24 protein-coding genes are annotated in these 26,009 nt (G+C 38.7%); 14 read left to right on the plus strand and 10 right to left on the minus strand.

What is annotated here, in order from left to right; genetic code table 11:
* Positions 1–74: 74 nt before the first annotated feature.
* Genes M1E86_RS14760 through M1E86_RS14775 form a run of 4 tightly spaced genes read left to right on the plus strand, consistent with a single transcriptional unit; the run spans position 75 to position 4,697 of the window.
* Positions 75–2,534: a fimbria/pilus outer membrane usher protein gene (locus M1E86_RS14760; RefSeq protein WP_426099145.1), complete on the plus strand. Its 2,460-nt coding sequence runs from the start codon at positions 75–77 to the stop codon at positions 2,532–2,534.
* Positions 2,535–2,548: 14 nt separating this feature from the next.
* Positions 2,549–3,571, plus strand: coding sequence for a fimbrial protein (locus M1E86_RS14765; protein WP_213913867.1), 1,023 nt, complete (start codon positions 2,549–2,551; stop codon positions 3,569–3,571).
* A 16-nt stretch (positions 3,572–3,587) separates the two neighbouring features.
* Positions 3,588–4,136, plus strand: a complete 549-nt coding sequence (locus tag M1E86_RS14770; protein ID WP_185746884.1) for a fimbrial protein — start codon at positions 3,588–3,590, stop codon at positions 4,134–4,136.
* A gap of 9 nt (positions 4,137–4,145) precedes the next feature.
* Positions 4,146–4,697, plus strand: coding sequence for a fimbrial protein (locus M1E86_RS14775; RefSeq protein ID WP_125891607.1), 552 nt, complete (start codon positions 4,146–4,148; stop codon positions 4,695–4,697).
* Positions 4,698–4,794: 97 nt separating this feature from the next.
* Here the strand turns inward: M1E86_RS14775 and hpt are convergent, their stop codons facing one another.
* Entirely contained in the window at positions 4,795–5,331 is a 537-nt protein-coding gene (hpt, locus tag M1E86_RS14780) for a hypoxanthine phosphoribosyltransferase (RefSeq protein WP_125891608.1), read from the minus strand.
* 126 nt (positions 5,332–5,457) lie between these two features.
* On the minus strand, positions 5,458–7,059 hold the full coding sequence (gene cueO, locus M1E86_RS14785) for a multicopper oxidase CueO (protein ID WP_213913865.1): 1,602 nt from the start codon (positions 7,057–7,059) through the stop codon (positions 5,458–5,460).
* A gap of 240 nt (positions 7,060–7,299) precedes the next feature.
* Between cueO and M1E86_RS14790 the strand changes: the two genes are divergently transcribed.
* On the plus strand, positions 7,300–7,647 hold the full coding sequence (locus M1E86_RS14790; protein ID WP_125891610.1) for a YacC family pilotin-like protein: 348 nt from the start codon (positions 7,300–7,302) through the stop codon (positions 7,645–7,647).
* A gap of 59 nt (positions 7,648–7,706) precedes the next feature.
* Here the strand turns inward: M1E86_RS14790 and M1E86_RS14795 are convergent, their stop codons facing one another.
* Both M1E86_RS14795 and M1E86_RS14800 read right to left on the minus strand, forming a co-directional pair.
* Positions 7,707–8,756: an AbrB family transcriptional regulator gene (locus M1E86_RS14795; protein ID WP_213913863.1), complete on the minus strand. Its 1,050-nt coding sequence runs from the start codon at positions 8,754–8,756 to the stop codon at positions 7,707–7,709.
* Between the two features lie 211 nt (positions 8,757–8,967).
* On the minus strand, positions 8,968–9,591 hold the full coding sequence (locus tag M1E86_RS14800) for a TetR/AcrR family transcriptional regulator (protein ID WP_125891612.1): 624 nt from the start codon (positions 9,589–9,591) through the stop codon (positions 8,968–8,970).
* 370 nt (positions 9,592–9,961) lie between these two features.
* Here M1E86_RS14800 and M1E86_RS14805 point away from each other — a divergent pair, with 370 nt between their 5' ends.
* Together M1E86_RS14805 and M1E86_RS14810 are read left to right on the plus strand one after the other, a co-directional pair.
* A complete protein-coding gene (locus tag M1E86_RS14805; RefSeq protein ID WP_125891613.1) occupies positions 9,962–11,179 on the plus strand; it encodes a Tm-1-like ATP-binding domain-containing protein in 1,218 nt (405 codons plus the stop codon).
* Between the two features lie 12 nt (positions 11,180–11,191).
* Positions 11,192–12,019 carry a phosphoenolpyruvate hydrolase family protein gene (locus M1E86_RS14810; protein ID WP_213913862.1) on the plus strand — a complete coding sequence of 276 codons (828 nt, stop codon included), beginning with the start codon at positions 11,192–11,194 and terminating at the stop codon, positions 12,017–12,019.
* Positions 12,020–12,119: 100 nt separating this feature from the next.
* Here M1E86_RS14810 and M1E86_RS14815 read toward each other — a convergent pair whose 3' ends face one another.
* A complete protein-coding gene (locus tag M1E86_RS14815; RefSeq protein WP_213913861.1) occupies positions 12,120–12,842 on the minus strand; it encodes a hypothetical protein in 723 nt (240 codons plus the stop codon).
* Positions 12,843–13,013: 171 nt separating this feature from the next.
* Positions 13,014–13,910 (minus strand): diaminopimelate dehydrogenase, encoded by an 897-nt coding sequence (locus tag M1E86_RS14820; protein WP_125891616.1) that lies wholly within the window; start codon positions 13,908–13,910, stop codon positions 13,014–13,016.
* A gap of 197 nt (positions 13,911–14,107) precedes the next feature.
* On the opposite strand from M1E86_RS14820, the gene M1E86_RS14825 reads away from it, so the two are divergent.
* Together M1E86_RS14825 and M1E86_RS14830 are read left to right on the plus strand one after the other, a co-directional pair.
* Positions 14,108–15,454: an MATE family efflux transporter gene (locus tag M1E86_RS14825; RefSeq protein ID WP_125891617.1), complete on the plus strand. Its 1,347-nt coding sequence runs from the start codon at positions 14,108–14,110 to the stop codon at positions 15,452–15,454.
* Positions 15,455–15,663: 209 nt separating this feature from the next.
* Positions 15,664–16,986 carry an L-serine ammonia-lyase, iron-sulfur-dependent, subunit alpha gene (locus M1E86_RS14830; protein ID WP_213913860.1) on the plus strand — a complete coding sequence of 441 codons (1,323 nt, stop codon included), beginning with the start codon at positions 15,664–15,666 and terminating at the stop codon, positions 16,984–16,986.
* Positions 16,987–17,119: 133 nt separating this feature from the next.
* Here the strand turns inward: M1E86_RS14830 and yjiA are convergent, their stop codons facing one another.
* The 4 genes from yjiA to M1E86_RS14850 all read right to left on the minus strand — a co-directional run bounded on the left by yjiA (position 17,120) and on the right by M1E86_RS14850 (position 21,450).
* Positions 17,120–18,082 (minus strand): GTPase, encoded by a 963-nt coding sequence (gene yjiA / locus M1E86_RS14835; RefSeq protein WP_125891619.1) that lies wholly within the window; start codon positions 18,080–18,082, stop codon positions 17,120–17,122.
* Positions 18,083–18,104: 22 nt separating this feature from the next.
* Entirely contained in the window at positions 18,105–18,308 is a 204-nt protein-coding gene (locus M1E86_RS14840) for a YbdD/YjiX family protein (RefSeq protein ID WP_125891620.1), read from the minus strand.
* 102 nt (positions 18,309–18,410) lie between these two features.
* The gene (locus tag M1E86_RS14845) at positions 18,411–20,564 is read right to left on the minus strand and encodes a carbon starvation CstA family protein (RefSeq protein WP_213913859.1); all 2,154 of its coding nucleotides are present in this window, start codon (positions 20,562–20,564) and stop codon (positions 18,411–18,413) included.
* 433 nt (positions 20,565–20,997) lie between these two features.
* Positions 20,998–21,450, minus strand: a complete 453-nt coding sequence (locus M1E86_RS14850) for a WG repeat-containing protein (RefSeq protein ID WP_213913857.1) — start codon at positions 21,448–21,450, stop codon at positions 20,998–21,000.
* 838 nt (positions 21,451–22,288) lie between these two features.
* Here M1E86_RS14850 and M1E86_RS14855 point away from each other — a divergent pair.
* The 5 genes from M1E86_RS14855 (at position 22,289) to M1E86_RS14875 (ending at position 25,958) form a co-directional block, all read left to right on the plus strand.
* On the plus strand, positions 22,289–22,840 hold the full coding sequence (locus tag M1E86_RS14855; RefSeq protein ID WP_185746885.1) for a fimbrial protein: 552 nt from the start codon (positions 22,289–22,291) through the stop codon (positions 22,838–22,840).
* Positions 22,841–22,937: 97 nt separating this feature from the next.
* Complete coding sequence (locus M1E86_RS14860) at positions 22,938–23,612, plus strand: fimbria/pilus periplasmic chaperone (protein ID WP_213913856.1); 675 nt, start codon at positions 22,938–22,940, stop codon at positions 23,610–23,612.
* 318 nt (positions 23,613–23,930) lie between these two features.
* Positions 23,931–24,476 (plus strand): fimbrial protein, encoded by a 546-nt coding sequence (locus tag M1E86_RS14865; RefSeq protein WP_213913854.1) that lies wholly within the window; start codon positions 23,931–23,933, stop codon positions 24,474–24,476.
* A 19-nt stretch (positions 24,477–24,495) separates the two neighbouring features.
* The gene (locus M1E86_RS14870) at positions 24,496–25,212 is read left to right on the plus strand and encodes a fimbrial biogenesis chaperone (RefSeq protein WP_213913853.1); all 717 of its coding nucleotides are present in this window, start codon (positions 24,496–24,498) and stop codon (positions 25,210–25,212) included.
* Positions 25,209–25,958, plus strand: coding sequence for a fimbrial biogenesis chaperone (locus M1E86_RS14875; protein ID WP_213913852.1), 750 nt, complete (start codon positions 25,209–25,211; stop codon positions 25,956–25,958). The genes M1E86_RS14870 and M1E86_RS14875 overlap by 4 nt, the downstream gene beginning before the upstream one ends.
* The last annotated feature ends 51 nt before the right edge of the window (positions 25,959–26,009 follow it).

Here is a 26,009-nt window from a genome sequence, read left to right on the forward strand (position 1 = left end):
CGATAACCGATTTGCATAATGGGATAACTTATTTTCGATTGAAAAAAATATGTCAGGTAGTAACCGCAATAATTTTGGCTGGAATAAACATCAGTCATGTATCTGCGGAAGATTATTTTAGTCCTAGCTCACTCAGCGTCATTAATGGCCAAAATATTGCAGATCTACCTAATTTAGACCAGTTCGCTAATCCTGGAGGACAGTTAGCGGGTGAATACCATGTCGATATTATCGTAAATGGTATTTTAATGGATTCTAAGATTACCGAATTTGTTAAAGATGATAAATCAAGCCAGTTAATTCCACGCATAACAAAAGAAGAATTAGCACTTTGGGGAGTTAAAGTTAACTCTATTCCAGCATTGTCTGCACTTTCTGCTGAGCAATATATAGGCCCAATAGGCGAGTATATACCCGAGGCAAAATCTACGCTCGAATTGAATCAACAGAAGCTGAATATCTCAATACCTCAAGTCGCTATGAATAAACAAGCATTAGGTACTGTTCCCGTTAGTCAGTGGGAAAATGGTGTTCCTGCTTTAATCTTAAATTATTATTATAGTGGTTCAAACAATTGGAGTCGTAATAACACCAAAGACACAAACTCTCATTATTTCAACCTTCGTAGCACTGGAAATCTAGGCCCATGGCGTTTAAAAAATTATTCGACTTATACGGATAATAGCGGAGAACGCGAATGGAAAAACATTGAGACTAGCTTAGAAAGAGGGATTAACTTTTTAAAATCTCAATTAGTAATTGGTGACACAGCGACACCAAGTGAGATTTTTGATGGTTTTCAATTCCGTGGTATTCAATTACAAAGTGATGAATCCATGCTACCTAGTTCAATGAGAGGGTTTGCTCCCATTATTAGAGGAATAGCTCAAAGTAACGCAGAAGTTACGATTAAACAGAATAACTATGTTATTTATCAATCCTATGTCTCTCCAGGTGCATTTGAAATTGATGATTTATACCCAACGGGGACTAGCGGTGACTTAACCGTTATAATTAAGGAAGCAGATGGTACTGAACGCTCATTTACTGTTCCTTTCTCATCAATTGCTATTATGCAGCGAGAAGGGCAACTCAAGTATTCATTAACGGGGGGAAAATATAAATCTAATGCCTCCGGCGAAGTAGAACCTGATTTCCTGCAAAGTACTTTTATTTATGGGTTACCAAAAGGTATTACTGGGTATGTTGGAACTTTACTATCAAAAAATTACCAATCTTATGCGATAGGAATGGGGATTAATTTAGGTAGTTTGGGCGCACTATCGGCCGATGTTACACAAGCAAACAGCCAAAATTTATTAGGGAAAGAAGATACCGACAGTGGGCAGTCATATCGTTTCCAATACTCCAAAAACGTGACCTCGACTGGTACATCTGTAACTTTAGCTAACTATCGTTACTCAACGGAAGGTTTTTATTCATTCAGTGAAGCTAACAGTAATCAACCTAAAATATATCGCGATAATAAAAAAAACCGCTTTCAAGTCTCACTAAATCAGTCACTAAATAAATTTGGTAATATTTATTTTTCTAGTTATCAGCAAGATTATTGGAACCGTTCGGGTAAAGAACGCTCATTAAATGCGGGTTATAACAAAAGCTTTGATGGGATCACTTATAACTTTAATTACAGTTATTCTGATAGTGCTTATCAGCGTAAAGCTGATAATTATTTCTCTTTCTCAGTTTCTATTCCACTTAATAATACATCCGGTAATTACACATCGATAAATAGTAGTATTACAGCGGATAACAGCGGCAATGCAGACGCAATGATGGGAGTAAGTGGTACTCTTGGCGAAAAAAATAATATTAATTACGCTGTTCAGCAATCATATGGAAATAAAGAAACTCGTGGTAGTGGAAATGCTTCGGCATCTTATAGAGGAAGTTATGGTGTCGCTAATGCGGCCTATGGCTATGATAGATATTCACAGCGAGCAAATTACGGTTTAACAGGAGCGATTGTTGCTCACCCATATGGCATCACTTTAGCTCAGCCTATCTATGATTCTTTCGCGATTATTCGAGCCCCGGGCGCAGAAAATGTGCAAGTATTAAATCGATCAAATATTTCAACCGATTCTCGAGGTTACGCAATTGTGCCTTATCTCAACCCTTATACTAAAAATGAAATATCCCTCAACATTGACTCTTTACCTGAAAATGTTGAATTAAAAACCAATACAGTTAATGCGGTACCAACAAAAGGCGCCGCAATTTTGGCAAACTACCAAACTCATGTCGGTTACCGATTATTATTTAATGTTACTCATAATGGAAAACCAGTGCCTTTTGGTGCAATGGCCCAATTCGCTCAAAATGATGACCAAAATATGAGCTCAGGTATTGTCGGTGATAATGGTGATGTCTATCTCTGTGGGATGCCAGAGCAAGGGCGGCTACAAATTAAATGGGGTAAAAACCAAGAAGATCAGTGTGTTGCCGAATATAAATTAACCGCTGAACAATTGAAGCATCATTTACCCATATTGCCCGTCAACTGCCAATAAAATAGGTTTTGAATATGAATATAAAACAAATTATTGCTTTGGTTGGTATTACCTTATTTTCATTTAACGCGCTCAGTATCGGGCAGTTTCGCATCAATTTAGGGGATTTAGAAATTGATGCGGCAGCTCATAAACTTCCCCGTGAAGCGATATTGGGTAATGGTTGGAAGCAATTTGAGTCTACAGGGAATCAGGAATTATGTGTTGCTGAAGGGCCGGGAAACTTTAATTTTATTCCACAAGTAAATAGCCAACCCGTAGGAACGGTAATTAATGATAGTTCAGGGAGCTACCCCGTTTTTAGCACTGGTATTAATGGCGTGGGTTATGTCATGGCATTAAGGCAAAAAGGAACGAGCCAATGGTATCCGTTAACAGGAAATAATAGCGAAATTAGTGCCATTGATGGCTCATCATCGCTACAACTTGAAACACGAATGATGTATGTCAAAACCGTTCAAGGAGATATTGAAGGAACGGATAAAGCTGTTACACATTTTAATCCAGTCAAAGTGCAATGCAGTGGTGATATGAATTGGATCTCATCAGTAGGAGAAATATTACCTGCATCAACATTGATTTCATGGGCACAACGCACTTGTGCAGTTTCATCGGTTCGACAATCGGTCGACCTCGGCGTCCATGACATCGCTAAAGTTCGCGCGTTAAATATAGGAGATACCTTTGGCCATGCTCAACAGTCTATTACGATTAACTGCCCTGCCATCATGTCTGTAGCCTACACCATAGCGGATAACTTACACCCAAGTAATATAAATACAGATATTATTTATTTAGAAAATGAAAGCGAAAGCCCTGGATTTGCAGTGCGAGTATACGAAGCAGGTCAATCTTCCCCATTGAAATTAGGAGGAGACCGTACCTTATCCAACAATTATGTCTATTCCTTGCTGGATAAAGCAAGTCTGAACCCCATCGTCACAAAAACATTTGAATTCAGATATGTCAAAACATCGAATGAAGTGAAGGCAACTCATGGTAATGCACAGGTTACGGTTACCCTTGTGTATAAATGATCAAGGGTCATTATTTATGAAACATAATTTAAACATATTTGTACTGTTCTTTATATTTCTAGTGCCAATGAATGCGATAGCTGTGGATGCCAAAATCAAGGTGAATTTTACAGGTTCGATTAAAGGTGCAACGTGTAGCATATCTTCTGATGCGCAAGGCGTTGATTTAGGAATGTGGTTTTTAGAAGGGGGTGGAAGTAACTTCCCTCGTAACTCAGTGACAGATTGGGTGGAATTTGATTTGATTTTTAATTGTTCAACAGCAAATCGACAAGTGAGTGGCGCTTTAGAAGGAACTCCTGCAGCACTAGATAGAAAGCTATTTGAGTTGGATCAGAGCGAAGGTTCAGCGAGCGGAATGGCTATTCAAATTGAAGCTTATTCGCCTGAGCGCAAACGTTGGGAAGCAAAAAATGCAAATGAAGTCAGTACCTTAATTAGTGCGGCAGGGACAACTTCAGGAACTAATACAGTTCAATTGCGTGCGCGCTATAAGCAATTAGCAAATAGCGCAACACCAGGTACGGCAAATGCCTCTATTACATTCGTTGTACGAAATAATTAAGGGAAAACAATGAATAAAAAAATTCAATATGCAATTCATTGCCTTGTAACAACGATATTACTTTTTCCTGTTAAATCATTTAGTTACGATGCCATTTTTAATGTTACAGGACGAGTGTCTTCTAATACTTGCTCTATCCAATCATCAAGAATACAAAATATTCATCTTGGTGATTATACTATTAGTCAATCCGGCTTTGGCTTGGGTAGTGGCGTCAACTCGCAAAGTAAAGATGTGAGATGGCAGATTGATTTTGATTGCGATAAAGGCACTAAAATTAATATTGCTCTTCAAGGACGTCAATATCCGGGCGCTAACACAGTTCTAGATATAGATAACTCTACTGATAAAGCCAGAGGTATTGGTATCAGAGTCGAATACAGTAATGACCGAACGTCGTGGTATAGGATGATAATAGGTGGCCGTGATACTTTGGCTTCCCCGTCATATGTTGACGGAAAACTATCGATATACTTTAACTCTTACTATATACAAATGGAAAAAACGATTACTCCAGGTAAAGCCAATGCGACTATGGACATCGAAGTGACTTACGGATAATAAATTACAAGGTAAGAAAAGCGCCCCACAGTATACAGCCTAGCGACAATAAGAAGAGCCGCCTAAGCACGGCTCTTCTTTATCGGGTTACCGAATATTAATCTTCAAGTAACGTTACATGCCCAATATAAGGCAGATGACGATATTGCTGAGCGTAGTCAATACCGTAACCCACCACAAATTTGTCTTCAATCGAATAACCAATCCATTCAACAGGAACCTGTACTTCTCGGCGTGAAGGTTTATCCAATAATGTACAAATCGCAACAGATTTAGGGCCGCGTAATTCGAAAATTTCACGAACTTTATTTAAGGTATTACCAGAGTCGATAATATCTTCAACGATTAATACGTGTTTATCACGGATATCTTCGTCCAAGTCTTTGACAATTTTAACATCACGACTTGATGTCATCGCATTGCCGTAACTTGAAACGGTCATAAAATCGACTTCATGAGGAACATCAATCTTACGACATAAATCAGCCATAAAAATAAATGAACCTTTCAGTAAACCAACAAGGACTAATTCACCATCAAGTTTTTGATAATGAGCGCTAATTTTATCGGCTAATTCACTGATTCGTTGAGCAATCTCTTCTTCAGAGATCATTACTTCAAGGGTATGTTTCATCTTCTATTACGCATCTATGGGAATGGAAAGCACGTAATTTTAACATAGGCAGCACGCATATACTAATAAAGGAAAATGCAGTGCTAAAATTTCACACTGCATTTTATCTGAAAATAAATGTGGCTGTTAACTTACCGTGAAGCCCAACATCATTCCGGTATCTTCATGCTCTAAAAGATGGCAGTGAGCCATATAAGGATGTTGTTGAGTTGCAGGGTGTTTAAATTCGACTAAAATTTCACTCACCTGCCCTTCCACTTTAACAATATCTTTCCAACCTTGGCGATGAGGCTCTACGGCTTGGCCATTTTCTTTTAGGATACGAAAACGTGTTCCATGAACGTGGAATGGGTGCAACATCATATCGCCACGCCCAGAAACGACCCATATTTCTTGTTGATTCATAGGGGCATTGAATGCAGGATGAGTCATTGAAAAAACCTGTCCATTAATGGTATTCGCGTTATGAATATCTAAACCATCAGAACCTGAACCACAATGGCCACCACTTCCCATTTTGCCATTCATATTTCCATGATTCATATTTCCATGGCTCATATTACCCATCATTGCACCATGACCGCCCATATTACCCATGGCCTGGTCGCCATATTTTTCGCGTAACATCATCATACCTTGCATGTCTAAACGCATATCCATCATTAAATGGAAACGGCGGCGATTTAATCCAGCAAGAGAAGGGATCGCAGATATTGCTGCAAGCGTTGATGGCAGGACTCCGTCTCCCTTAGTCAAAGTTGTTTCAATACGCAGTACTGGCAAAGGCTGGTCAAATGGTGCGATTGTCATACCCATTTGCCCGACAGGTAGCGTAACCAAATCGAATGCGCGACCATCGGAGGCGTCAATTAATACTTCAAAACGCTCTCCCATCAAGATAGGCAATTCTGTGACTGCAATCGGTTCAGCCAACAAACCACCATCACTTGCAATGACATACATTTTACGTCCATCACTAGTGGAAATGTTTAAACTTCTCGCATTGCAGCCATTTAATAACCTTAAGCGTAGCCAACCTTTTGGGGCAACATGTTTAGGGTAAACAGCTCCGTTCGTCAACATGATGTCTCCGAACCACCCCACTGCAGCGCTCATTACATCAAGCTGGTAATCAATTTGCCCATCATCTTTTAAGCGTTTGTCTTGCAAAATGACAGGAACATCATTGACCCCCCAATCACTTGGTAAGCCGTGTTTTGTGCTGTCATCATCTTTAATTAATACAAGACCAGCTAACCCCATCGCCACTTGGTATCCGGTTTTTCCATGAGTATGTGGATGAAACCAACATGTCGCTTCACTTTGGTTTACCGTAAAATTCACTTTACGGCTTGCTCCCGGCTGAATTATCGCTTGAGGCCCACCATCTTGTTCACCTGAAATCTCTAAGCCATGCCAGTGAACGGTTGTATCCTCAGCCAATTGATTCACAATATTGATATTAACGCTTTGCCCATTTCTTAAGCTAATCGCGGGGCCCAATAAATTACCGTTATAGCCCCATGTTGTTGTTTTCTTTCCCGGAACAAATTGCGAAACACCTTGTTGGATAGCTAACTGAATGTTGCCTTGTGCATCTGGTTCAACTAGCGGGGGGATCGCTAATTCAGGGTAGTTTCCCGCTGCGACCGCGATGCGGCTCCAAATAGGCAGCGCACTTGCAGCATATGTGATAGCACTTAATTTCAAAAAATCGCGACGTAGCATTGATAACCTTCCTTTTATTTATCAAATCAATAATCATCAGTGGTGTAATTTATGGCAAATTACACTTTCGAAGCAAAACATGGTTTAATGAAGGGATGATAAAGCCTCCCCTTACAGGAAGGTCAATAAAACCACTCTTTAAATGTGGGTTTATTACATGGATTTAAGAAAAATATAGTTGACTAACAATTCTATTCTTATGCTAACGTAACTTGACATAGAAAACAGATAGAATATCGAATGCGCAAATTTATATTGATGTCATGCTTAATGACTCTGTTAGGGATAACCAATTCTGCCAGAGCTCTTTCTCCCAATGAAGCTGAAGATCTTGCTGATCTTACGGCTATTTTTATTTATCTAAAATATGATTGTGGGTATTCACAAATCCCTGATAGGGAAATTGAACGTGCTATCGTTTACTTTGCTAAAAGTAATAAATGGGATCTTAGTAACTATAATGCGGAAAAAATGACCGCTCTTAACAAAGAAAGTTATAGTGACCTAAAAGGAATACCACTCACCGCTGAGTTTAAATGTCAGTCCCTTGCTCGCGATTCGCTAGGCCTTTTTGCTTACGTTAAATAGGCAAATGAGAAAGCCCATCAAGAAAACATGCCTAAACATAGTCTGCATGTTTTCTTTCTTTACTCTAAATTATTATTCCTTTTTTGCCTTCGTTCTTGCCAAAAAAGCACTAGCGATGGAATACTTTGAATAATTACCATTCTGATAATATGGTTTGACATCACAAAGCCGGCATCTAAATTCATCGTAATTGCTGCGAATGTCATTGCTTCCATACTTCCCGGCGCCCAAGCTAACAATAATACGGAAATGTCATAGCCGGTGATCCAAGATGCAAATACCGTGATAAGAAAAGTCAGCACGATATTTACCACCACCACTTGGGCTGAAGAGTATATATTTTTAATCAACGATGAAAGTGGAAAAACAATGAAATGATTACCAATATTCATCCCAATCAAGACCATACTGAGTTCAGTCAGCATCAGTGGGAAATTCAACGGGATATCAACCCAACTTTGAATGAGTGTTGCCGCCGCTAATGACGTTAACATAAAAGGCGCAGGGACTCTTAAACGCTGTAAAATTATCCCTGAAATAACACCGACAGCAACAATCAACAGTAACCACCCCGTTGAAACTAATGTGAGTTCAGGAAATTCGATTATTGGTTGCGGATCACCATCACTACCAACAACAATACCGGCTAATAAAATAAGAATAATTAAGCGAATAGTATGGGAAATAACAATTTTTTGAGGTGGTGTATGGGTATGGTCAGTTAATGCGAGAATTGCAGCCATCGCACCGGGGACAGAGCCAAGCATCGCCTCTTGTTTTGTCCAACCGACTTTTCGGTAAAACCAAAAAAAACTGAACGAAAATTGCACTGCCAAACAGACAACTAGCATCAATAATAAAAGAAATAAATTGTCTGCTTCGTTAAGAGATACTTGATTAAACATCAAGCCGACAGAGGTTCCCAGTGTGACTTGAACAAAGGTAATGGTATGTTTAGGAATAGCGAACGAGATACCAAAACGATGAAAAATGATAATCGCAATGATCGGGCCAAACATCAATGCAAGGGGAATTCCAAGATAGGTAAGCCCACCACCGATTAAAGCACAGATGGAAATCCCGCCTATCATTTTTAGTAATTTCATCATATGGTATTAACCATTACGTCTTTTATCACCCTAATTTATATCACATTATTTAAGCCATATGGCTTTAGTTTTTAATTATTTATCCCCTTAGTGATATCTATCAGTATTTATCCATTTATTAGGTTTTGATCTAGTTATTTTAACTTAGTGTCTAAAAAAACGCTCTAACATAAATTAACATGGCGTAGTAACAAAACTATTTTTATTTTCATCATTTTATATTATCAGCACGAGCTTGATTCATAATCGCTTTGGACATCCATTGGGCTAATTCTGTTACTTGAGCGTCATCCATTTTCCAAATATCTTTTAAGACTAAAAATATTTCAGAACCATAAATAACAGAAAAGGCTCGAATCACTCTATCGATAATTTCTTGCGGATAGTCTGATTTCATTGGCGATGTCACCATCGCAAGGATTTCTTTACGATTACCACGTTCTAGGCGCTTATCTTGAAGACTTTGCGGCGTAGCTCTACCCTGCGCCCACTGCTGTAATGATGCTTGTAACGCAGCCCGTAAAACCCCTTCATGTTCAAACATACGAGGAAAAGCATAGGTCAATAACTCATCAATACGCTCTTCAGTTTGCTCACTTTGCGGACGCCAAGTTAAAATTGGACCTAAACTTTCATTAACCGTTGCGGTAATTAAATCGGTTTGTGTCGGAAAATAACGATAAGCTGTCGCACGAGACACTCCCGCCTCAAGCGCTAATTCCGAGACAGAAGGCATCGCCCCTTTTTCAAATAGGTCTAAAGCTGTCGTAACCAATAATACATAGGTCCGTTTTCGTGTTCCTTTGTACTCTGTGAGTGTGTGAATTTTAGACATTAATTTATCCTTAAAATACTGCCAATTACTATAAATTCAGTTAGCATTAATGAAAACATATAAGTGTGAATAGGTAAATGTACTTGATTGATAATTTGATAAGACTTATCTCAGGAGATGATTTTAAAGATAATAGCAAAAATCATAATAATCACATTTAAATCTTTTAATTTTCCACACATTTTCAAAACACTCAAAACCACAAATAAAAAAATCATAATTTTCAATCAGATAAAAAACAAAATCCAATATCTCTTACAATAAAACAAAAAATGAGACTGCAGTCTCATTTTACAATTAAATCAAATGGTACTATAGTCTCATTTTGATGAAAAATTCAACGCTCGTTTTACTCTGAAAGGGTTGTTCTATGAAAAAACATCCGGGTTTTATTTATGTTGTAACGACGCTTGACACAAAAAGTGCTGAACTATTTTATGTCAGTGAATTAATTAAAAAAGCCGGATTAGCGGTACGCACCGTTGACCTGACAACACAACTCACGCAATTAGAAAAAAACGCAGATATCAGCGCACACACCGTTGCAAGTTTTCATCCGCTAGGTGCTGAAGCCGTTTTCTGTGGTGATCGTGGTAAAGCCATTGAAGCCATGGCACACGCTTTCAGCCTTTATCTTGCCGCACAAACCGATGTCGCTGCTATCCTTGGTTTAGGGGGGTCAGGTGGAACCGCTCTCATAACACCCGCCATGCAAGTATTGCCTGTAGGTATTCCAAAGTTAATGGTTTCCACGATGGCATCAGGGGATATTTCTGGTTATATCGGTGCGAGTGATATTTCGATGATGTACTCCGTTACTGATGTATCAGGTTTGAATATCATTTCCCGCAAAGTATTAAAAAATGCGGCCAATCAAATCGCAGGAGCCGTTTGGTTTGATAGCGAAGAACAACCTCACGACTTAAAACCTGCCGTTGCCCTAACCATGTTCGGAGTAACGACCCCGTGCGTACAGACACTTACAACACAGTTAGAAGCGCAATATGACTGTCTAGTTTTCCATGCAACAGGTAGCGGTGGTAAAGCCATGGAAAAACTGATTGATAGCCAGTTACTGCATTCAGTTTTAGACATTACAACCACCGAAGTGTGTGATTATTTATTTGGTGGCGTATTAGCGTGTGATGAAGACCGTTTTGGAGCCATTGAGCGTACTCAGACTCCGTGTGTGATGTCTTGTGGAGCCTTGGATATGGTGAATTTTGGCCGTCCTTCCAGCGTGCCAGAACACTACCAAAATCGCTTATTTTATCATCACAACGCTCAAGTCACTTTAATGAGAACGACCAAAGAAGAAAATCAGCAAATGGGTCGTTGGATTGCAGAAAAATTAAATCGTTGTCACGGTGAAGTGCGCTTTATCATCCCAACAGCAGGATTTTCAGCATTAGATGTTGATGGTGCTCCGTTTTGGGATCCTATCGCAGACCAAGCCTTCATTGATGCTTTAACCGAAAATCTAATCATAACAGAGAAAAGACAGCTTATTTTGAGTCCTTATCATATTAACTCCTCCGAGTTTTGTGACCAGGTTATTCAGCTACACCAGGAAATTTCGAACAAATAATAGAGGTTAATTATGAAACATAACCGCGCAGATTTATTAAAAAAATTTAGAGACATGATTGCTCGGGGAGAACCAATCATCGGCGGTGGTGCGGGCACTGGGCTATCCGCAAAATGTGAAGAAGCGGGCGGTATTGATTTAATCGTTATCTATAACTCTGGTCGTTACCGTATGGCAGGTAGAGGTTCACTTGCCGGCTTATTAGCCTATGGCAATGCGAATGAAATCGTTATGGATATGGCAAAAGAAGTTTTGCCCGTCGTAAAACAGACTCCTGTCCTTGCAGGTGTAAATGGAACAGACCCATTCTGCCAATTTGATAAATTCCTTGATGATATCAAAGCGACAGGCTTTGCAGGGGTGCAAAACTTCCCTACCGTCGGGCTAATTGATGGTAATTTTCGTGCTAATTTAGAAGAAACAGGAATGGGTTATGGGTTAGAAGTTGAAATGATCCGTCTAGCCCATGATAAAGATTTACTTACCACGCCTTACGTTTTTAGTGCTGAAGATGCCATTGCGATGACTAAAGCCGGCGCTGACATTATTGTGCCACACATGGGGCTAACGACTGGCGGGAATATTGGCGCAGAAACGGCATTGACGCTCAAAGATTGTGTGCCATTAATCAATGAATGGGCAAAAGCGGCAAAAGCAGTACGCGAAGATGTGATTGTTCTGTGTCACGGTGGCCCAATTGCGACACCAGAAGACGCTGAATATATTTTAGCTAACTGCCCTGATTGCCATGGTTTTTATGGTGCCAGCTCAATGGAACGTTTACCAACAGAAGTCGCACTAACCGCAACAACACAAAAATTTAAATCAATAACTCGCTAGGCCTTTTTATTTTTACTTTTTGTATTGCCAACACCAGGCGCCTACTTCGGTAGGCGTTTTTTATTTTTTCGCCCCTGTCATCTTGAGCGTGACATAATAGTTATTTCCCTTTTTCCTGGTAAATAGAACGTCCTTTGCATAAAAAATGCATTAAACAAGCCATAAATATAGGCATACCAAAGTAGAGCACACCAAAGGCAAAAGCTACATGGGGTTTATCCGGGAATTCACCACCACTAGAAATACTCGAATAATAGCCAATCGACCTTAAATATTCAGGCGTTAACCCACCATAAGGCACGAGGAAAGATAAAATTAATACCAAGAAAATACAGAACATAAAATTGAGTGCCATTAATGCTGAATAGCCCATATTTTCTGAACGTTCTTGCTCTGTTCGGCTGGTTAAACCAAAAAGCATTCGATTGGCAACAGTGGCACTGTATAAATATAAAATTAATGGGGAATCACCTAATACTGACATATTTATGGCCAGCGCAAAAAGACCATAAAAAAGAGCAAATAGCGTTAATACTCGCCAATCACGAAATACCGCCATAAAGACGCCTGAGTGAACTAAAATAAATTCAAAAATCAGGATCAATGTCAGGTTATAAATAATTTCTACCGTATAGTATTCAGGGAAAAACCATACCGATAAAATAAAGCCGACATAAAATAATGAAAAGCCGTAATTTATTATTTTAGAAAAAACACGAATAATGCTGAAAGAATACGAATTTTCCTTCACACTTTTTACTGATGATTGTTTTGGGAAAAAACCTTGGTGCTTATCTTTCTCGTTCCTTGGCGGTTTTACCATTACCTCACTCCATGCCATCAATATCACTTTATTAATAAGCTACTTGATAATATAAAAAATAAACAGTGGCTAAAATCTGAATGACAAATTAAAGAGAGGATAAAGTGTAATAAATATCGACAAGATGGCATGAACGTAAAAACGCCATGCCACAGATAAACTAAATTGAAATTAAACCAGTTTCGCGATCAACGTATCTAAGTCACCCTGTAAGAAATTCACGGGTGGTATTTCAATTACAGTATATGCGCCTGCAGCTTGTTTCATCGTTGCACGTGCAGCAGAAACCATAAATTGAGATGTCAGCGCGGGGTTATTAATACGCATTGAATATTCGAATAATTGATTGTGTGTTGCTCCAGAAACCCCTTTATGGGTCATGTGCACACCGTGTCCAACATCTTTCAATGCATCGATACTATCAACTTGGCGAATATGTGTTTCATCAGAAGAAAAATAGCTATCTGCTTTAATCGCTTGAGCCACTTCATCAAACTTCGCACCAGCGTCTAATTCAATGTACACCATACGACGATGAACCCCAGTTCCTAGTGGAATAGTCACGGACAGCGCATCTTTCACGCCATCAATAGCCTTAGCCGCTACACTATGCCCCATACTCATCCCCGGTCCAAAGTTTGTATAAGTCACACCTTTAGGAGCCATGGCTAACATCAATGTACGCATAATTGAATCCGACCCCGGATCCCATCCCGCAGACACAACTGCCACGCTATTATGCTGCTTCGCGACATCATCTAAGCGATGTTTTAAAGCCACGATATCTGAATGCACGTCAAAGCTATCAACCGTATTGATTCCCAAACTTAAAATTTTTGCGGCTAATGGCCCGATTGCACGCGTAGGTGAACAGAGTAGCGCAACATCAATTTTTCCTAGTTTTTCAATATCATCGACCACTTTGTAGGATGAAAGCTCAGCAGGAATATCTTGTGTATTACGACGAACTATCCCGACTAACTCAAAATCTTCAGCGGCCAGAACAGCTTCTAGTGCATAGCGACCAATATTGCCATAGCCCACTATTGCTGCTTTAATTTTTGTCATTTTTGCTCCTATACAGTTCTGATGTTGCTTATTAAATTATTTATAGCGAAATTGAATTTAACAGAATAATTAAAAGTAAACAAAACATTAGCCTCATTAAATCAGATGCATTTTAACCCTATTTTCATTGTTGAAATCCATGTAGAATTAATCCCCCAGAAAGCTTTCCCTAACATTCATGAATATAAAGGTTCTCAATGCATCAATCCGATGTGACTGAGCGGTCACTCTTTTCGCTCAGCTGGCCAATTTTTATCGATATTTTTCTTCATTTGGCCACATTATTAATTAATACCTATATGGTGAGTCACGTTTCTACCGCCTATCTTGCCGCTATGGGGGTAGGAAACCAAGTATTTGATTTATTTATCACTATTTTTAACTTTATCAGTGTGGGGTGTAGCGTTGTTATTGCCCAGTACCTTGGAGCAGGCCGCCGAGAAAAAGCCAGCCAAGCGATTCATATTTCAATCGCTTTTAACTTTATTCTTGGTTTTTCCAGCGCATTAGTTGCGTTATTTTTTGGCTATAGCATTTTAACTATTATGAATATGCCATCACATTTAATGGCTGATGGTTATACCTATTTACGTATTTTAGGGATTTGTTTAATTCCTGAGGCAATTTCAATTATTTTAGCGGCTTGCTTACGAGTATATGGTAAAGCACAACCCGCAATGTGGGTCACATTAATTGCTAATGTGATTACCGTATTTGGTAACATCATTGTTCTTTATGGGTTCTTCGGCTTACCACAATATGGACTTGAAGGTGTTGCTTGGTCAACTGTTGTTGGGCGTATTGTTGCCGTTATTTTACTCTTCTGCCTACTGTTTTATGGGTTAAGGATCAAATTTGTCCCACTGATGTTAATACACTGGTCACGGAAAATGTTGGGTAAAATTCTACATATTGGATTACCCTCTGCAGGGGAAAACCTCGTATGGATCCTCCATTTTATGACTGCATCTGCGTTTATCGGTCTCATGGGAGAAACATCTCTTGCAGCACAAACACTCTATTTCCAATTGTCATTGTTTATCATGCTGTTTGGGATATCTATCAGTATTGGTAATGAAATTATGGTTGGCCACCTTGTTGGTGCAAAGCGATTTGAAGATGCTTTTAGGCGCGGCGTAAAGAGCCTTAAAATGGGTTTTTACGTAACAATTGGTGTTGTTATCGCCTTTTGGTTATTTCGTGATCCTATCTTAAATAATATTACGGATGACCAAGGTATTATTCAGGTACTGCTGCCATTGTTTTTACTCTCTGTTTTCTTAGAGCCCGGCAGAACAATTAATATCGTGATGGTAAACGCATTACGTGCCTCAGGCGACGCTCGCTTTCCGCTATGTACTGCCATTATTTTTATGTGGGGCGTCGCTATACCGTTAGGCTACTTCTTAGGTATAAAAATGGAGATGGGTCTCTTAGGTATTTGGCTAGGTTTCTTTGCTGATGAATGGCTGCGCGGCTTAACCAATGCATGGCGCTGGCGTTCACGTAAGTGGCAAAGTAAACGCCTTGATTTAGAAAACTAACCTTTTTCACTTATCACTGGGTCCTGCCCAATTTCATAGGCAGGACTTTTGTGACCAAGCTCAACGTTAGAAATATTTCATTTTTATAGCTCAAATGAGAGATAATATTTCTCCCCACTCTCTTTAAATCCCCTAACTTAGTGAAGTTTTTCTCCAGACTGTTGTTTAAAATAATAAAAACGAAAAAGAGTTTATTAAGGGGACTTGCCATGCATGCTCAATCACAACCACTACTTTGGCAATATTTTATCAATGCAGTAAAACAAGAAGTAAAACCTGCCTTAGGTTGTACTGAGCCTATTTCATTGGCATATGCTGCCGCCAAGGCCGCCTCATTACTTGATGGATCTGTGATCCGTGTTTGTGCGTTTGTCTCCCCTAACCTCATGAAAAATGGCATGGGTGTAACAGTACCCGGAACAGGTATGGTTGGTTTACCCATCGCAGCAGCCCTTGGTGCAATTGGGGGAGATGCCGAAGCCGGTTTAGAAGTATTAAAATCTGCCTCTGCGGATGCTATTACCTTAAGTAAAAGCATGTTGGCGCAAGGAGCGATTACCGTTGATATCAAGCACCCTTGTGATGATGTCATATACTCCGAAGCCACGGTATATACACAAACTGGATCCGCAACCGTTATCATTGCAGGCTCTCATACGAATATTGTTAAAATAATTCATAACAATCGCACCATATTTGATGCCACGACAGCTCAACCTCATCATGAGTCCCCCGTTGACTGTGCCGCAGACGTCCCACTGCCGCCAGTCAACGCAAAATCGGTTTATCAATTTGCTACCGAAGCCCCTTTAGATGATATTCGTTTTATTCTTGAGGCGGCCCATTTAAACGAAGCCTTATCTCAAGAGGGCTTACGCAATGTTTATGGCTTACATATTGGCAAAACATTGCAAACTCAGCGGGACCGTGGTCTGCTTTCAAAAGACTTAATGTCTGAAATTATGATCCGCACCTCAGCAGCCTCTGATGCACGAATGGGAGGGGCGGTATTGCCGGCCATGAGTAATTCAGGATCCGGTAATCAAGGTATTGCGGCAACCATGCCGGTGGTTGTCACGGCTGATTATTTGCAATCTTCTGAAGAGCAACTGGCTCGTGCGTTAATGTTGTCACACTTAATGGCTATTTATATTCACAATCAACTTCCTGCATTATCAGCACTTTGCGCAGCTACAACAGCCGCAATGGGTGCCGCCGCAGGGATTGCTTGGTTATTAGAATCTCGCTATGAAGTGGTCGCTATGGCAATTTCTAGCATGATTGGTGATGTTAGCGGCATGATCTGTGATGGCGCATCAAATAGCTGTGCAATGAAGGTTTCCACCAGTGCAAGCGCAGCTTATAAAGCCGTGCTAATGGCATTAGATAATAGCTGTGTTAAAGGGTCGGATGGTATTGTTTCTGATGATGTCGACCAGTCCATTGCCAATTTATGTTCTTTAGCGGCGGGTTCAATGAAGCATACTGACGTGCAAATTATTGAAATTATGGCCGCTAAAGCACGTCCTTAACGCCGTAGCGTTGTTGGCTACATTCGCCAACCCTAGTCACATACTTGTGTATGCCCCTAGGGATTGGCTTTTTTGCCACACGGCACTAAGACTTTGAACTTCTTTTTTGAATTGTTCTACTTTGAATCAACGTCTATTTCACTTCCAGTGCCGCAAATTTCTCACGGATCATCTCTTCGGGTAGGTCTATACCAATAAACACCAAGACGCTGCGGCGTTGTTCATCAACTTCCCAATCCCTATCCCAATCTGCGCTATAAAGACGCTGAACACCTTGGAACAATAGGCGTTTTGGCTCATCGACAATAGAAAGGATGCCCTTATAACGCAGCAAATTATCTGCAAAGCTAAGCAATAGATCTTCCATCACTTGAGAAACGGCCATCAGCTCTACAGGATAATCAAATTCGAGAACAATCGAGCCCACTTCATTTTGCTGCTTAGGAGCAAAACGGAATGTCGGTTGTTTGACATTCAGTTGCGAATCCAATAAAAAGCCTTCGATGTCCAATAATAAATTCAGGTCGATATCACCGTGAATAACGGGGTAAATCGGTGCTCTTGCATTAATTCGTTGTAAACGTTCAATTAAAGCTTCGTTATTTGGCTCAATATCCGTTTTAGTCAATAAAATGCGGTCTGCATAGCCAATTTGCGCTTGAGCAATGGCGAAATCATTCAGTTGTTTATCCGCATGAACAGCATCCACTAGTGTAATAATACCGTCTAATACATAACGTTCACATAAGACTTCATGGGAAAAAAAGGTTTGCGTGATGGGGCCGGGATCTGCCATACCCGTGCATTCAATGACAAGACGGTCAAAATCTAATTTTCCATTATCAAGGCCATCTAATAGGTCTAATAAGGCATTTTCTAATTCATTCGAACGACTACAACAAATACAGCCATTACTTAATGTGGTAATTTGTGTCGCACGATCACCAATTATTGCGTTATCAATGGGGACTTCACCGAACTCATTTTCAATTACTGCGATTTTATGGCCATGCTCAGCATGAAGAATATGGCTAAGGAGAGTTGTCTTACCAGCACCGAGAAAACCGGTTAAAATTGTTACGCTAATAGGTTTCATTATTTCCCTCACACTTCATTGATTAACAGCAGCGAAATCCGCCTTTACCGCTACCACCATAACGTGCATCTTGCCTTTCGCGAAAAAACTCTTTGTATGTCATCAAAGGTTTATCTGGGTGATTATCACTCATATGCTGTACATAGGTATCATAATCAGGAATACCAATTAACATTCGTGCTGCTTGTCCAAGGTATTTTCCTGTTTTGCCGAGATTTCCAAACATCAGGCTCTCCAATACAAATGCCCTACATCATGATGTACACAATGTAGGGCGACCTTTCATTTACTGAACACCTTTAGATGTTCAAATTCGTTGAAGGGTGACTTAATGTGAAGATGAAACTTTCACGCCCTCTTTAGGTACAGGAACATAAGGTGTTTCTTTGTCTGTACGCTCTGGGTTTTTGTGTGCTTTCATCCCAACACGGATACCGTAGAAAATGATACCGTAGACAACCACTAAGAATAGAATACTCAGGCCTGCGTTGGTGTAGTTATTAATAATAATGTGATTCATATTAGTAATTTCTTGTGCAGTTAATTCTGCACCACCTGCCGCAATCTTATCTTTATAAGATTTCGCTAAGTATAAGAACCCTTCCAGTTGTGGGTTATCACTGAATAATTTCAGTCCCAATGCCCATGTTGTACAGATTAATAGCCAGACCGCAGGTAAGACAGCCACCATAATGTATTTACTGCGTTTCATCTTAATCAATACAACTGTACTTAAGACTAAAGCAACCGCGGCTAACATTTGGTTCGAGATACCGAATAGAGGCCATAGGCTCTTAACACCGCCCAGTGGGTCAACAACGCCTTGATACAATAAGTAACCCCATAACCCAACACAGCCTGCTGTACCGATGATACCTGCAACCAGTGAATCGGTTTTCTTCAAGAACGGAACAAAGTTACCTAATAAATCTTGCAGCATAAAGCGGCCAGAACGGGTTCCTGCATCCAATGCGGTTAAGATAAATAGAGCTTCAAACAGAATACCAAAGTGATACCAGAAGCCCATATTTGCCGCAGGCATGATTTCATGGAAAACATACGCAATACCTACTGCTAATGTCGGCGCACCACCTGCACGGTTTAACACCGACGGCTCACCAATATCTTTAGCTGTTTGCATGATTTGTTCAGGTGAAATCACAAAGCCCCATGAACTCACTGTAGCAGCTGCATGAACAGATACATCTTTGAGCTGAGCCATGATAGCTGCGCCATCTGGGCCACCCAACTCATGCAAGTTAGGCATTGTAATACCCAACGCTGCCGGTGGTGTATTCATTGCAAAATACAGACCTGGTTCGATAATAGAAGCCGCTACCAGTGCCATAATCGCAACAAATGACTCCATTAACATTGCGCCATAACCGATGTAACGCGCATCTTTTTCGTTTGCTAATAACTTAGGTGTGGTACCTGAAGAGATTAACGCATGGAAACCGGATACCGCACCACAAGCGATGGTAATAAATAAGAATGGGAATAGAGTACCTTTCCAAACAGGGCCGGAGCCATCAACAAATTGCGTGACTGCTGGCATTTTTAATTCAGGGTTTAGAATAACGATACCAATCGCTAAACCAACGATAACCCCAATTTTCAGGAAGGTCGCTAAGTAGTCACGAGGCGCTAAAATCAACCATACAGGTAATAATGCTGAAATAAACGCATAACCCACTAACGCATAAGTGATCGTCGTGTCTTTGAATGTCAGTGCTGGGCCCCAGTATGGGTCGTGAGCAATCACGCCACCAAACCAAATGGAAGCCACTAAGAGAACAATACCGATAACAGAAACTTCACCTACGCGTCCCGGCCGGATATATCGCATATATATCCCCATAAACAATGCGATAGGCACCGTTGACACAACGGTAAAGACACCCCATGGGCTTTCTGCCAAGGCTTTCACCACAATCAATGCTAATACAGCAAGGATAATGATCATGATTAGGAAGCACCCAAAGAGCGCCAGCGTTCCCGGAATCGGGCCAAGCTCCTCTTTAACAATTTCCCCTAATGATGCACCATTACGGCGTGATGAAATAAATAACACCATGAAATCTTGCACCGCACCGGCTAACACAACCCCAGCTAGTAACCATAAGGTACCGGGTAAATAGCCGACTTGAGCTGCTAAAACGGGCCCGACTAATGGCCCAGCCCCTGCAATCGCGGCAAAGTGGTGACCAAATAGAACGTTTTTATTTGTCGGAACATAGTTTAGCCCATCATTGTTAATGACGGCAGGGGTCGCACGTGTTTCGTCCAGCTTCATTACTTTCTTAGCAATATATAAGCTGTAATAACGATATGCGATGAGATACACCGCCACAGAAGCGACAACAATCCACAGCGCACTAATGTGCTCACCGCGTCTGAGTGCAACAACCCCTAAACAGACTGCACCGATTATCCCGAGGATCATCCACGGAATGTGCTTTAAAATACCATTTTTGTTCATAGAACACCCTTCTGAGGTAAAACGAACATGCCATTGATTTTGTATTAACCACCTTAAAAAATGATATCGCTGTGTTTTCGTTGCTTATCATTTATCGTGATGGCTTTTTAATTGGCAGTGGTTGAACTGTATTAAATCTAAAAATTGAGCTCTGCCATGGTCTATATGGTATGAAATTACACACCGCAAATGATTAAAATTAGGCTAAGTGGTGACATAGGGAATTAAGCGGTTTGTTTTTTACTTTGAATGGTTTTCAGGGGGAATAAATGGAGCTAAAAATGTGATCTATATAACTATTTCAATTTGTTTTCAATAAGTTAAAAATTTAGGCTAATATAGTCAAAATGAGTATTATTGTGAATAAACCTAACTAATATCGTAAAAGCCTAAAATTAATTCAGCTAAAACTATATAATATCGATGTACTATATTAGCGTGTAATTGTTGTCCAGTTACCACCAACCCACCAACTGTGTTCACCGTCTGTTTGTATTTCACATCCGATACCCACTTTCGCTTTTCCTGTTTCAAAGGGATACGCGCAATCATAAATTGCATCAATCACTATTTCTCCTGTTATTGCGTCTGCAAAACCGATTTTATCTTCTTTACGTATTCGATATACCCCATCTTGCGCTTCATCAGGCCAATTATCAAAATAATAAAGTTGATAAATTTCTTCTCCTTTCAGGTTAAAAACTGCCGAACCTCCATTAAGTGATTCGCCTAAGCAATATTTGAATGAAGCTTCCGGCGAAAAACATTCAATTTTATCTTTTTCATTCGATAACCATAAGCTAAATTGTTGCTCCAGATTTTGCGCTGTTGATAAAACAGATATGAATCCTAGTGACATTAAACCCACTACATAATAAATCCTCATAACTCTCCTTACTCTACTTTACGCCTAATAGGTGATAAGAAGCTAGGCCTATCTACTTTGCTTCTATTGAATACTTGCTTAATAAAGATAGCGGATATCCTTTTCAGTGAAACTAGGAATAACGGTAAATAACGTTCTATATAAGAATAATCTCAAGACTAAATTTGAGTCGGTAACTAAAAAAATGACGAAGTAACATGCCATAGCAATTTATCAAACCAATTTATCCACATAGAAAACATGATCAAGATTAATTTAAGTGTTAATGATTTCTAATTAATTGGCGTTTTTATCACACACCGTAGTTATTCGTAACACTTTCCCCCCTCGCACCAGGATAGTGTGATATTTAGCTACAAGTTATGTATAAATATTAATTTCAGAATATTAAACTTTTTAAACGCAAAGATAACACGAATCTAAGCATATAAAACCAAAAACCAATCAATGATATCACTTAAGCCAATAAAAAAACACATAACCCATTGAAATAAATATCAATTAACAATTAGAAATCAATTAAAAAAACAGAAATTTGCATTTTCCACCTGTTTGACAACTTATATGAGTATTATTAATATTATCCACGTTCTCTGGTGAGTCAGTATTCACCAAATAAACATGACTACATTTTAAAATTAAGTTTTTTGTGACGAAGTTTATTATTTATCAAATAGCCAATATTAATAATATTATTTATTAATAGGTTATTTAAATAATAAATCCGACTTTCAAATATTAATTTAAAAACTAAAAGTCAATCTTAAATATAAAATTTTAAACATCTATTAATTTAAAAACTACATTCAGTTTTATCACATACTTAGGAATAATGATTATGAAATTTAATAAACTTGCTTTAATTGGTGCATTAACTGTTGCGACTCTTTCTTCTCAAGCTTTTGCAGCACAAGATGCAACTGTTAACTTTAATGCCCGTTTAGTTGCTGCAACTTGTGACATTAGTGCGTCTAAAAGTTTAATTAGTTTAGGAACACACTCAAACAGCAATCTTGATACTACCAAAGCATTATCTGAATCGAATTTTAACTTAGTTTTAAATAACTGCACTAAAGTATATGACGCTGATAACGGTGACAATGCAACTACAAATGCAACAAGCGTATCTATCTTAGCGACTGGTGAAACATTAACAGGCCATTCAGACATGTTTGCTGATGCTCAAGCATCACAAATCGGTGTTAAACTAGCAGCTGGTAAAGCGAAAACAGCAATGACGCCTAATGCAGCAACTGAAATTACAGATATAAAAATCACAGGTACAAATGATTATATCGTACCAATCGTTGCAAGTCTTCATGCTACTGCTGCTGATGCAGTCGCTCAAAACTTAAACGTACCTGTTACTTTTAGCGTAGCTTACGACTAATAAATTAGTTAATTATAGTCTACAATAAGTTTAGAGGATAAATCGGGTAGTACTAGTTTGCTACCCGCAATTTAAATTTAAATATAAGAGAAAAAAAATGAAAAAATTAAAATCTCTACTTTTTATCTTATTAACATTTTCATTTTTTGCTCAAGCGGGTGTCGGTTTAAGTCAAACCCGTATTGTAATTGAAGAAGCAACTAATTCCGCCTCTATTACTGCTCGTAATGAAGATAATAAAGCGTATTTAGTGGCCAGTTTTATTACACAGCAGTTAGATAGCAAAACACCATCCGAAGGTTTTTTTGTTATTACCCCTTCTATTTTTAAATTAGAACCTAAACAACGCAATGTCATTAAAATAAAAGCAATTTCGCAAAAATTCCCAAAAGATCGCGAAAGCATGTATTACTTTCACTCTAGAAATGTTCCTGAATCCAGTAAAGCTGATGGTGTAAAGGTGGGATTAGAAAGTGTGATTAAAATTTTTTATCGTCCTGCTAATTTGTCTATGCTCCAAGAAGATGCATTTAAAAATATAAAAGTAACCCAAGCCGCTAATGGAGTTAAGTTAATCAATAACTCACCTTACTATGTTAACCTGGCAGGGCTAACCGTTAATAAAAAGTCAATCAAACTGAATAAACAAAATAATGTCATTTCCCCTTTCTCTGAAATGACCATCACAAGCCAGAGCAAAACCGGGTCAGTAAAGTGGGCCGTCATCAACGACTTGGGTGGATATAATGAGTATCATGGGATCGTAGAGTAAAAGTATATTTGTGCTGGTCAAGCGATATTGTTCAACTTAGTGATGACACTCAGCAGATACATATTATTCAAAATCAAGTTAAAATCAGTGGTATCTATACAATTTAATTGTGATATTTTTTCGAAACAGAAGATACAACTAAAACGGGTTTTTCACTTGAATCCTGAGATAAAAACAACCAAAATTAACAGATAGTGAGTAATTAAGGAAACTTCTACCTTTCCTTCAATAAGCAAAATATTAGTTATAGAGTTAGTCTAGTGAAACGTAACAATAATGTTAAACCAGACATTTGGGATATTATCAGGATTGATAGACATGAAAAAAATAAAACAGTTATTACTGACTACTCTGATGGTGTTCATGTATTACCCTGCAATGGCGTCAGATGACTATAGCGTACACTACGAATTTTCTGTTTTATTTTTAGCTAAAACTTGTGAAATTGACGTTCCTAATGAAATTATATTGGGTAATTCATCAGGAGTGACGACAGTCAATGAAATTAAAAATGATACAGTTTCAAAAAACTTTCCTATTGGCTTAAGAAACTGTACCAGCACGGATCAAACAACAGCCGTCGTGTATTTAGCATCTGGAAATACCTTAACAGGCAGTAATAATTTCTTTAATGATGACCCTAATGGGGTGATTGGCGTACAATTATTAGATGGAACTCGTGTTATTAGTGTTAATCAAACGCCATTAGCCAAGCCAGATGCATCATCAATTATTTGGGATAACATAAAAACCAGTAGTGAAACAAAAGTGGTCAATGCTAAATTGCGTTGTGCCAAAACAGATTGTGAGCCAGATGAAGGTGATTTTTCTGCAACCTTAACTATTGGTTATTACGCCGATTAATAATTTATGCGGACATGACATGAAAAAAATAATTCAAACCATTTTAGCGACATTTTTTGTATCTCAAAGTGCATTTTCAGCGGTATCACTCGACCATTCTCGAGTCATATTTACTCAAGATGATAAAAGCCAAAGCATCACAGCATACAATAGCGGTGGAAAAAAATACTTATTACAAAGTTTAATTTTCTCAACGTTAGAAAGTGAAAATACACCGAGCGAAAATTTTACGATTATACCGCCGATTGTAAAACTTAAAGAAAACTCAAATACTGCACTAAAAATCATTCCTAAATCATTAGCTTCTCTCCCTAATGATCAAGAGTCCTTGTTTTATGTAATGACCAATTTCATTCCTGAGTCTAAACAAAAAAATAATGATGACAATGATAAGGTAAATACACGATTTAATTTATCAACCAAAATAGTGATAAAAATGTTTTACCGTCCGAATGGAATTGAAGGGCACGTTAATGACTACATTAATAAATTAACAGCGACTCAATCAGGAAATAAAATTATTATCAAAAATCCATCTCCTTATTATTTCACTTTAGTTAACATAAAAATGGATAAAGTGTCTTACGAAAGTGACAGAGCACCAATGGTCGCACCATTTTCTTCCATTGAATTGCCTGCAAATAATAAAGTTTCTCAAATAGAATGGGATATTATTAATGACTATGGCGGAGAAACTAAAGTTGAACCAATTGCATTAAAAGGTACACAAAAATGATAAAAAATAGTCTTCGCGCCCTCTGGTTTTTTATTTTTATTTTTCCACTTGTTGCAGTGGCAAATGGTCAGGCTGGATTTGATTTCGTATTAAAACGTTATGTTTATAACGAAAGTGATTCTGGTGGTATCAATATCGATATGACTAATGGAAATGCGGAAAGTTACTTAATGGAGGCTTGGATTTCCAATGTCGATGAAGAAACTTTGCTTCCTAAAATTGATAACACAAATGAGCGAGTACCATTTATTATTTTGCCTCCACTAAAAAAAATGGACGCAAATACACAAAACTCTTGGAATATTCGTCGAATTAGTAATCAAGTCAATGGCGTAACTCTCCCTAACGATCGGGAAAGTTTATTTTGGATTGGTATAAGAGCAATCCCGAGTGAAGAAAAAAACAAAAAAGAAAATAGCATTAATTTGAATATTGTCCCTAATTTCTACTTTAAACTATTGTACCGACCTAAAGAAATTGAAGAGTTAAAAACAAGTCAATTAGCAAAAGAAGTTAAACTTTCTCGCAAAGGAAATACTTTAACAATAGAGAATCCCACACCATTTTATTTAACATTCGATTATTTAAAAGTCGCTGGTAATATGATTAAAAATGGAGAAAGAGAAATAACTCTAGTGCCTTTTTCTACTCAGGAAATTACCTTAAAAAGTTCAAATCTAGGAAAAATCGAATGGCGTTTTACCGATGAGTATTTACTGGAATTACGTAACGAATCTATTGAGTGAACTTGAAAAATATAACATTCGGCAACAATAAATAACAAAAGGTGATGCAGT

Origin of the sequence: Providencia sp. PROV200 (assembly GCF_049901995.1) — a bacterium.
In the GTDB taxonomy this organism is placed as follows: domain Bacteria; phylum Pseudomonadota; class Gammaproteobacteria; order Enterobacterales; family Enterobacteriaceae; genus Providencia; species Providencia rettgeri_E.

Coding starts and splice junctions, on each gene's coding strand:
- M1E86_RS14765 (WP_213913867.1), top strand. CDS start 2,549: ATGAATATAAAACAAATTATTGCTTTGGTTGGTATTACCTTATTTTCA.
- M1E86_RS14770 (WP_185746884.1), top strand. CDS start 3,588: ATGAAACATAATTTAAACATATTTGTACTGTTCTTTATATTTCTAGTG.
- M1E86_RS14775 (WP_125891607.1), top strand. CDS start 4,146: ATGAATAAAAAAATTCAATATGCAATTCATTGCCTTGTAACAACGATA.
- hpt (WP_125891608.1), bottom strand. CDS start 5,331: ATGAAACATACCCTTGAAGTAATGATCTCTGAAGAAGAGATTGCTCAA.
- cueO (WP_213913865.1), bottom strand. CDS start 7,059: ATGCTACGTCGCGATTTTTTGAAATTAAGTGCTATCACATATGCTGCA.
- M1E86_RS14790 (WP_125891610.1), top strand. CDS start 7,300: ATGCGCAAATTTATATTGATGTCATGCTTAATGACTCTGTTAGGGATA.
- M1E86_RS14795 (WP_213913863.1), bottom strand. CDS start 8,756: ATGATGAAATTACTAAAAATGATAGGCGGGATTTCCATCTGTGCTTTA.
- M1E86_RS14800 (WP_125891612.1), bottom strand. CDS start 9,591: ATGTCTAAAATTCACACACTCACAGAGTACAAAGGAACACGAAAACGG.
- M1E86_RS14805 (WP_125891613.1), top strand. CDS start 9,962: ATGAAAAAACATCCGGGTTTTATTTATGTTGTAACGACGCTTGACACA.
- M1E86_RS14810 (WP_213913862.1), top strand. CDS start 11,192: ATGAAACATAACCGCGCAGATTTATTAAAAAAATTTAGAGACATGATT.
- M1E86_RS14815 (WP_213913861.1), bottom strand. CDS start 12,842: ATGGTAAAACCGCCAAGGAACGAGAAAGATAAGCACCAAGGTTTTTTC.
- M1E86_RS14820 (WP_125891616.1), bottom strand. CDS start 13,910: ATGACAAAAATTAAAGCAGCAATAGTGGGCTATGGCAATATTGGTCGC.
- M1E86_RS14825 (WP_125891617.1), top strand. CDS start 14,108: ATGCATCAATCCGATGTGACTGAGCGGTCACTCTTTTCGCTCAGCTGG.
- M1E86_RS14830 (WP_213913860.1), top strand. CDS start 15,664: ATGCATGCTCAATCACAACCACTACTTTGGCAATATTTTATCAATGCA.
- yjiA (WP_125891619.1), bottom strand. CDS start 18,082: ATGAAACCTATTAGCGTAACAATTTTAACCGGTTTTCTCGGTGCTGGT.
- M1E86_RS14840 (WP_125891620.1), bottom strand. CDS start 18,308: ATGTTTGGAAATCTCGGCAAAACAGGAAAATACCTTGGACAAGCAGCA.
- M1E86_RS14845 (WP_213913859.1), bottom strand. CDS start 20,564: ATGAACAAAAATGGTATTTTAAAGCACATTCCGTGGATGATCCTCGGG.
- M1E86_RS14850 (WP_213913857.1), bottom strand. CDS start 21,450: ATGAGGATTTATTATGTAGTGGGTTTAATGTCACTAGGATTCATATCT.
- M1E86_RS14855 (WP_185746885.1), top strand. CDS start 22,289: ATGAAATTTAATAAACTTGCTTTAATTGGTGCATTAACTGTTGCGACT.
- M1E86_RS14860 (WP_213913856.1), top strand. CDS start 22,938: ATGAAAAAATTAAAATCTCTACTTTTTATCTTATTAACATTTTCATTT.
- M1E86_RS14865 (WP_213913854.1), top strand. CDS start 23,931: ATGAAAAAAATAAAACAGTTATTACTGACTACTCTGATGGTGTTCATG.
- M1E86_RS14870 (WP_213913853.1), top strand. CDS start 24,496: ATGAAAAAAATAATTCAAACCATTTTAGCGACATTTTTTGTATCTCAA.
- M1E86_RS14875 (WP_213913852.1), top strand. CDS start 25,209: ATGATAAAAAATAGTCTTCGCGCCCTCTGGTTTTTTATTTTTATTTTT.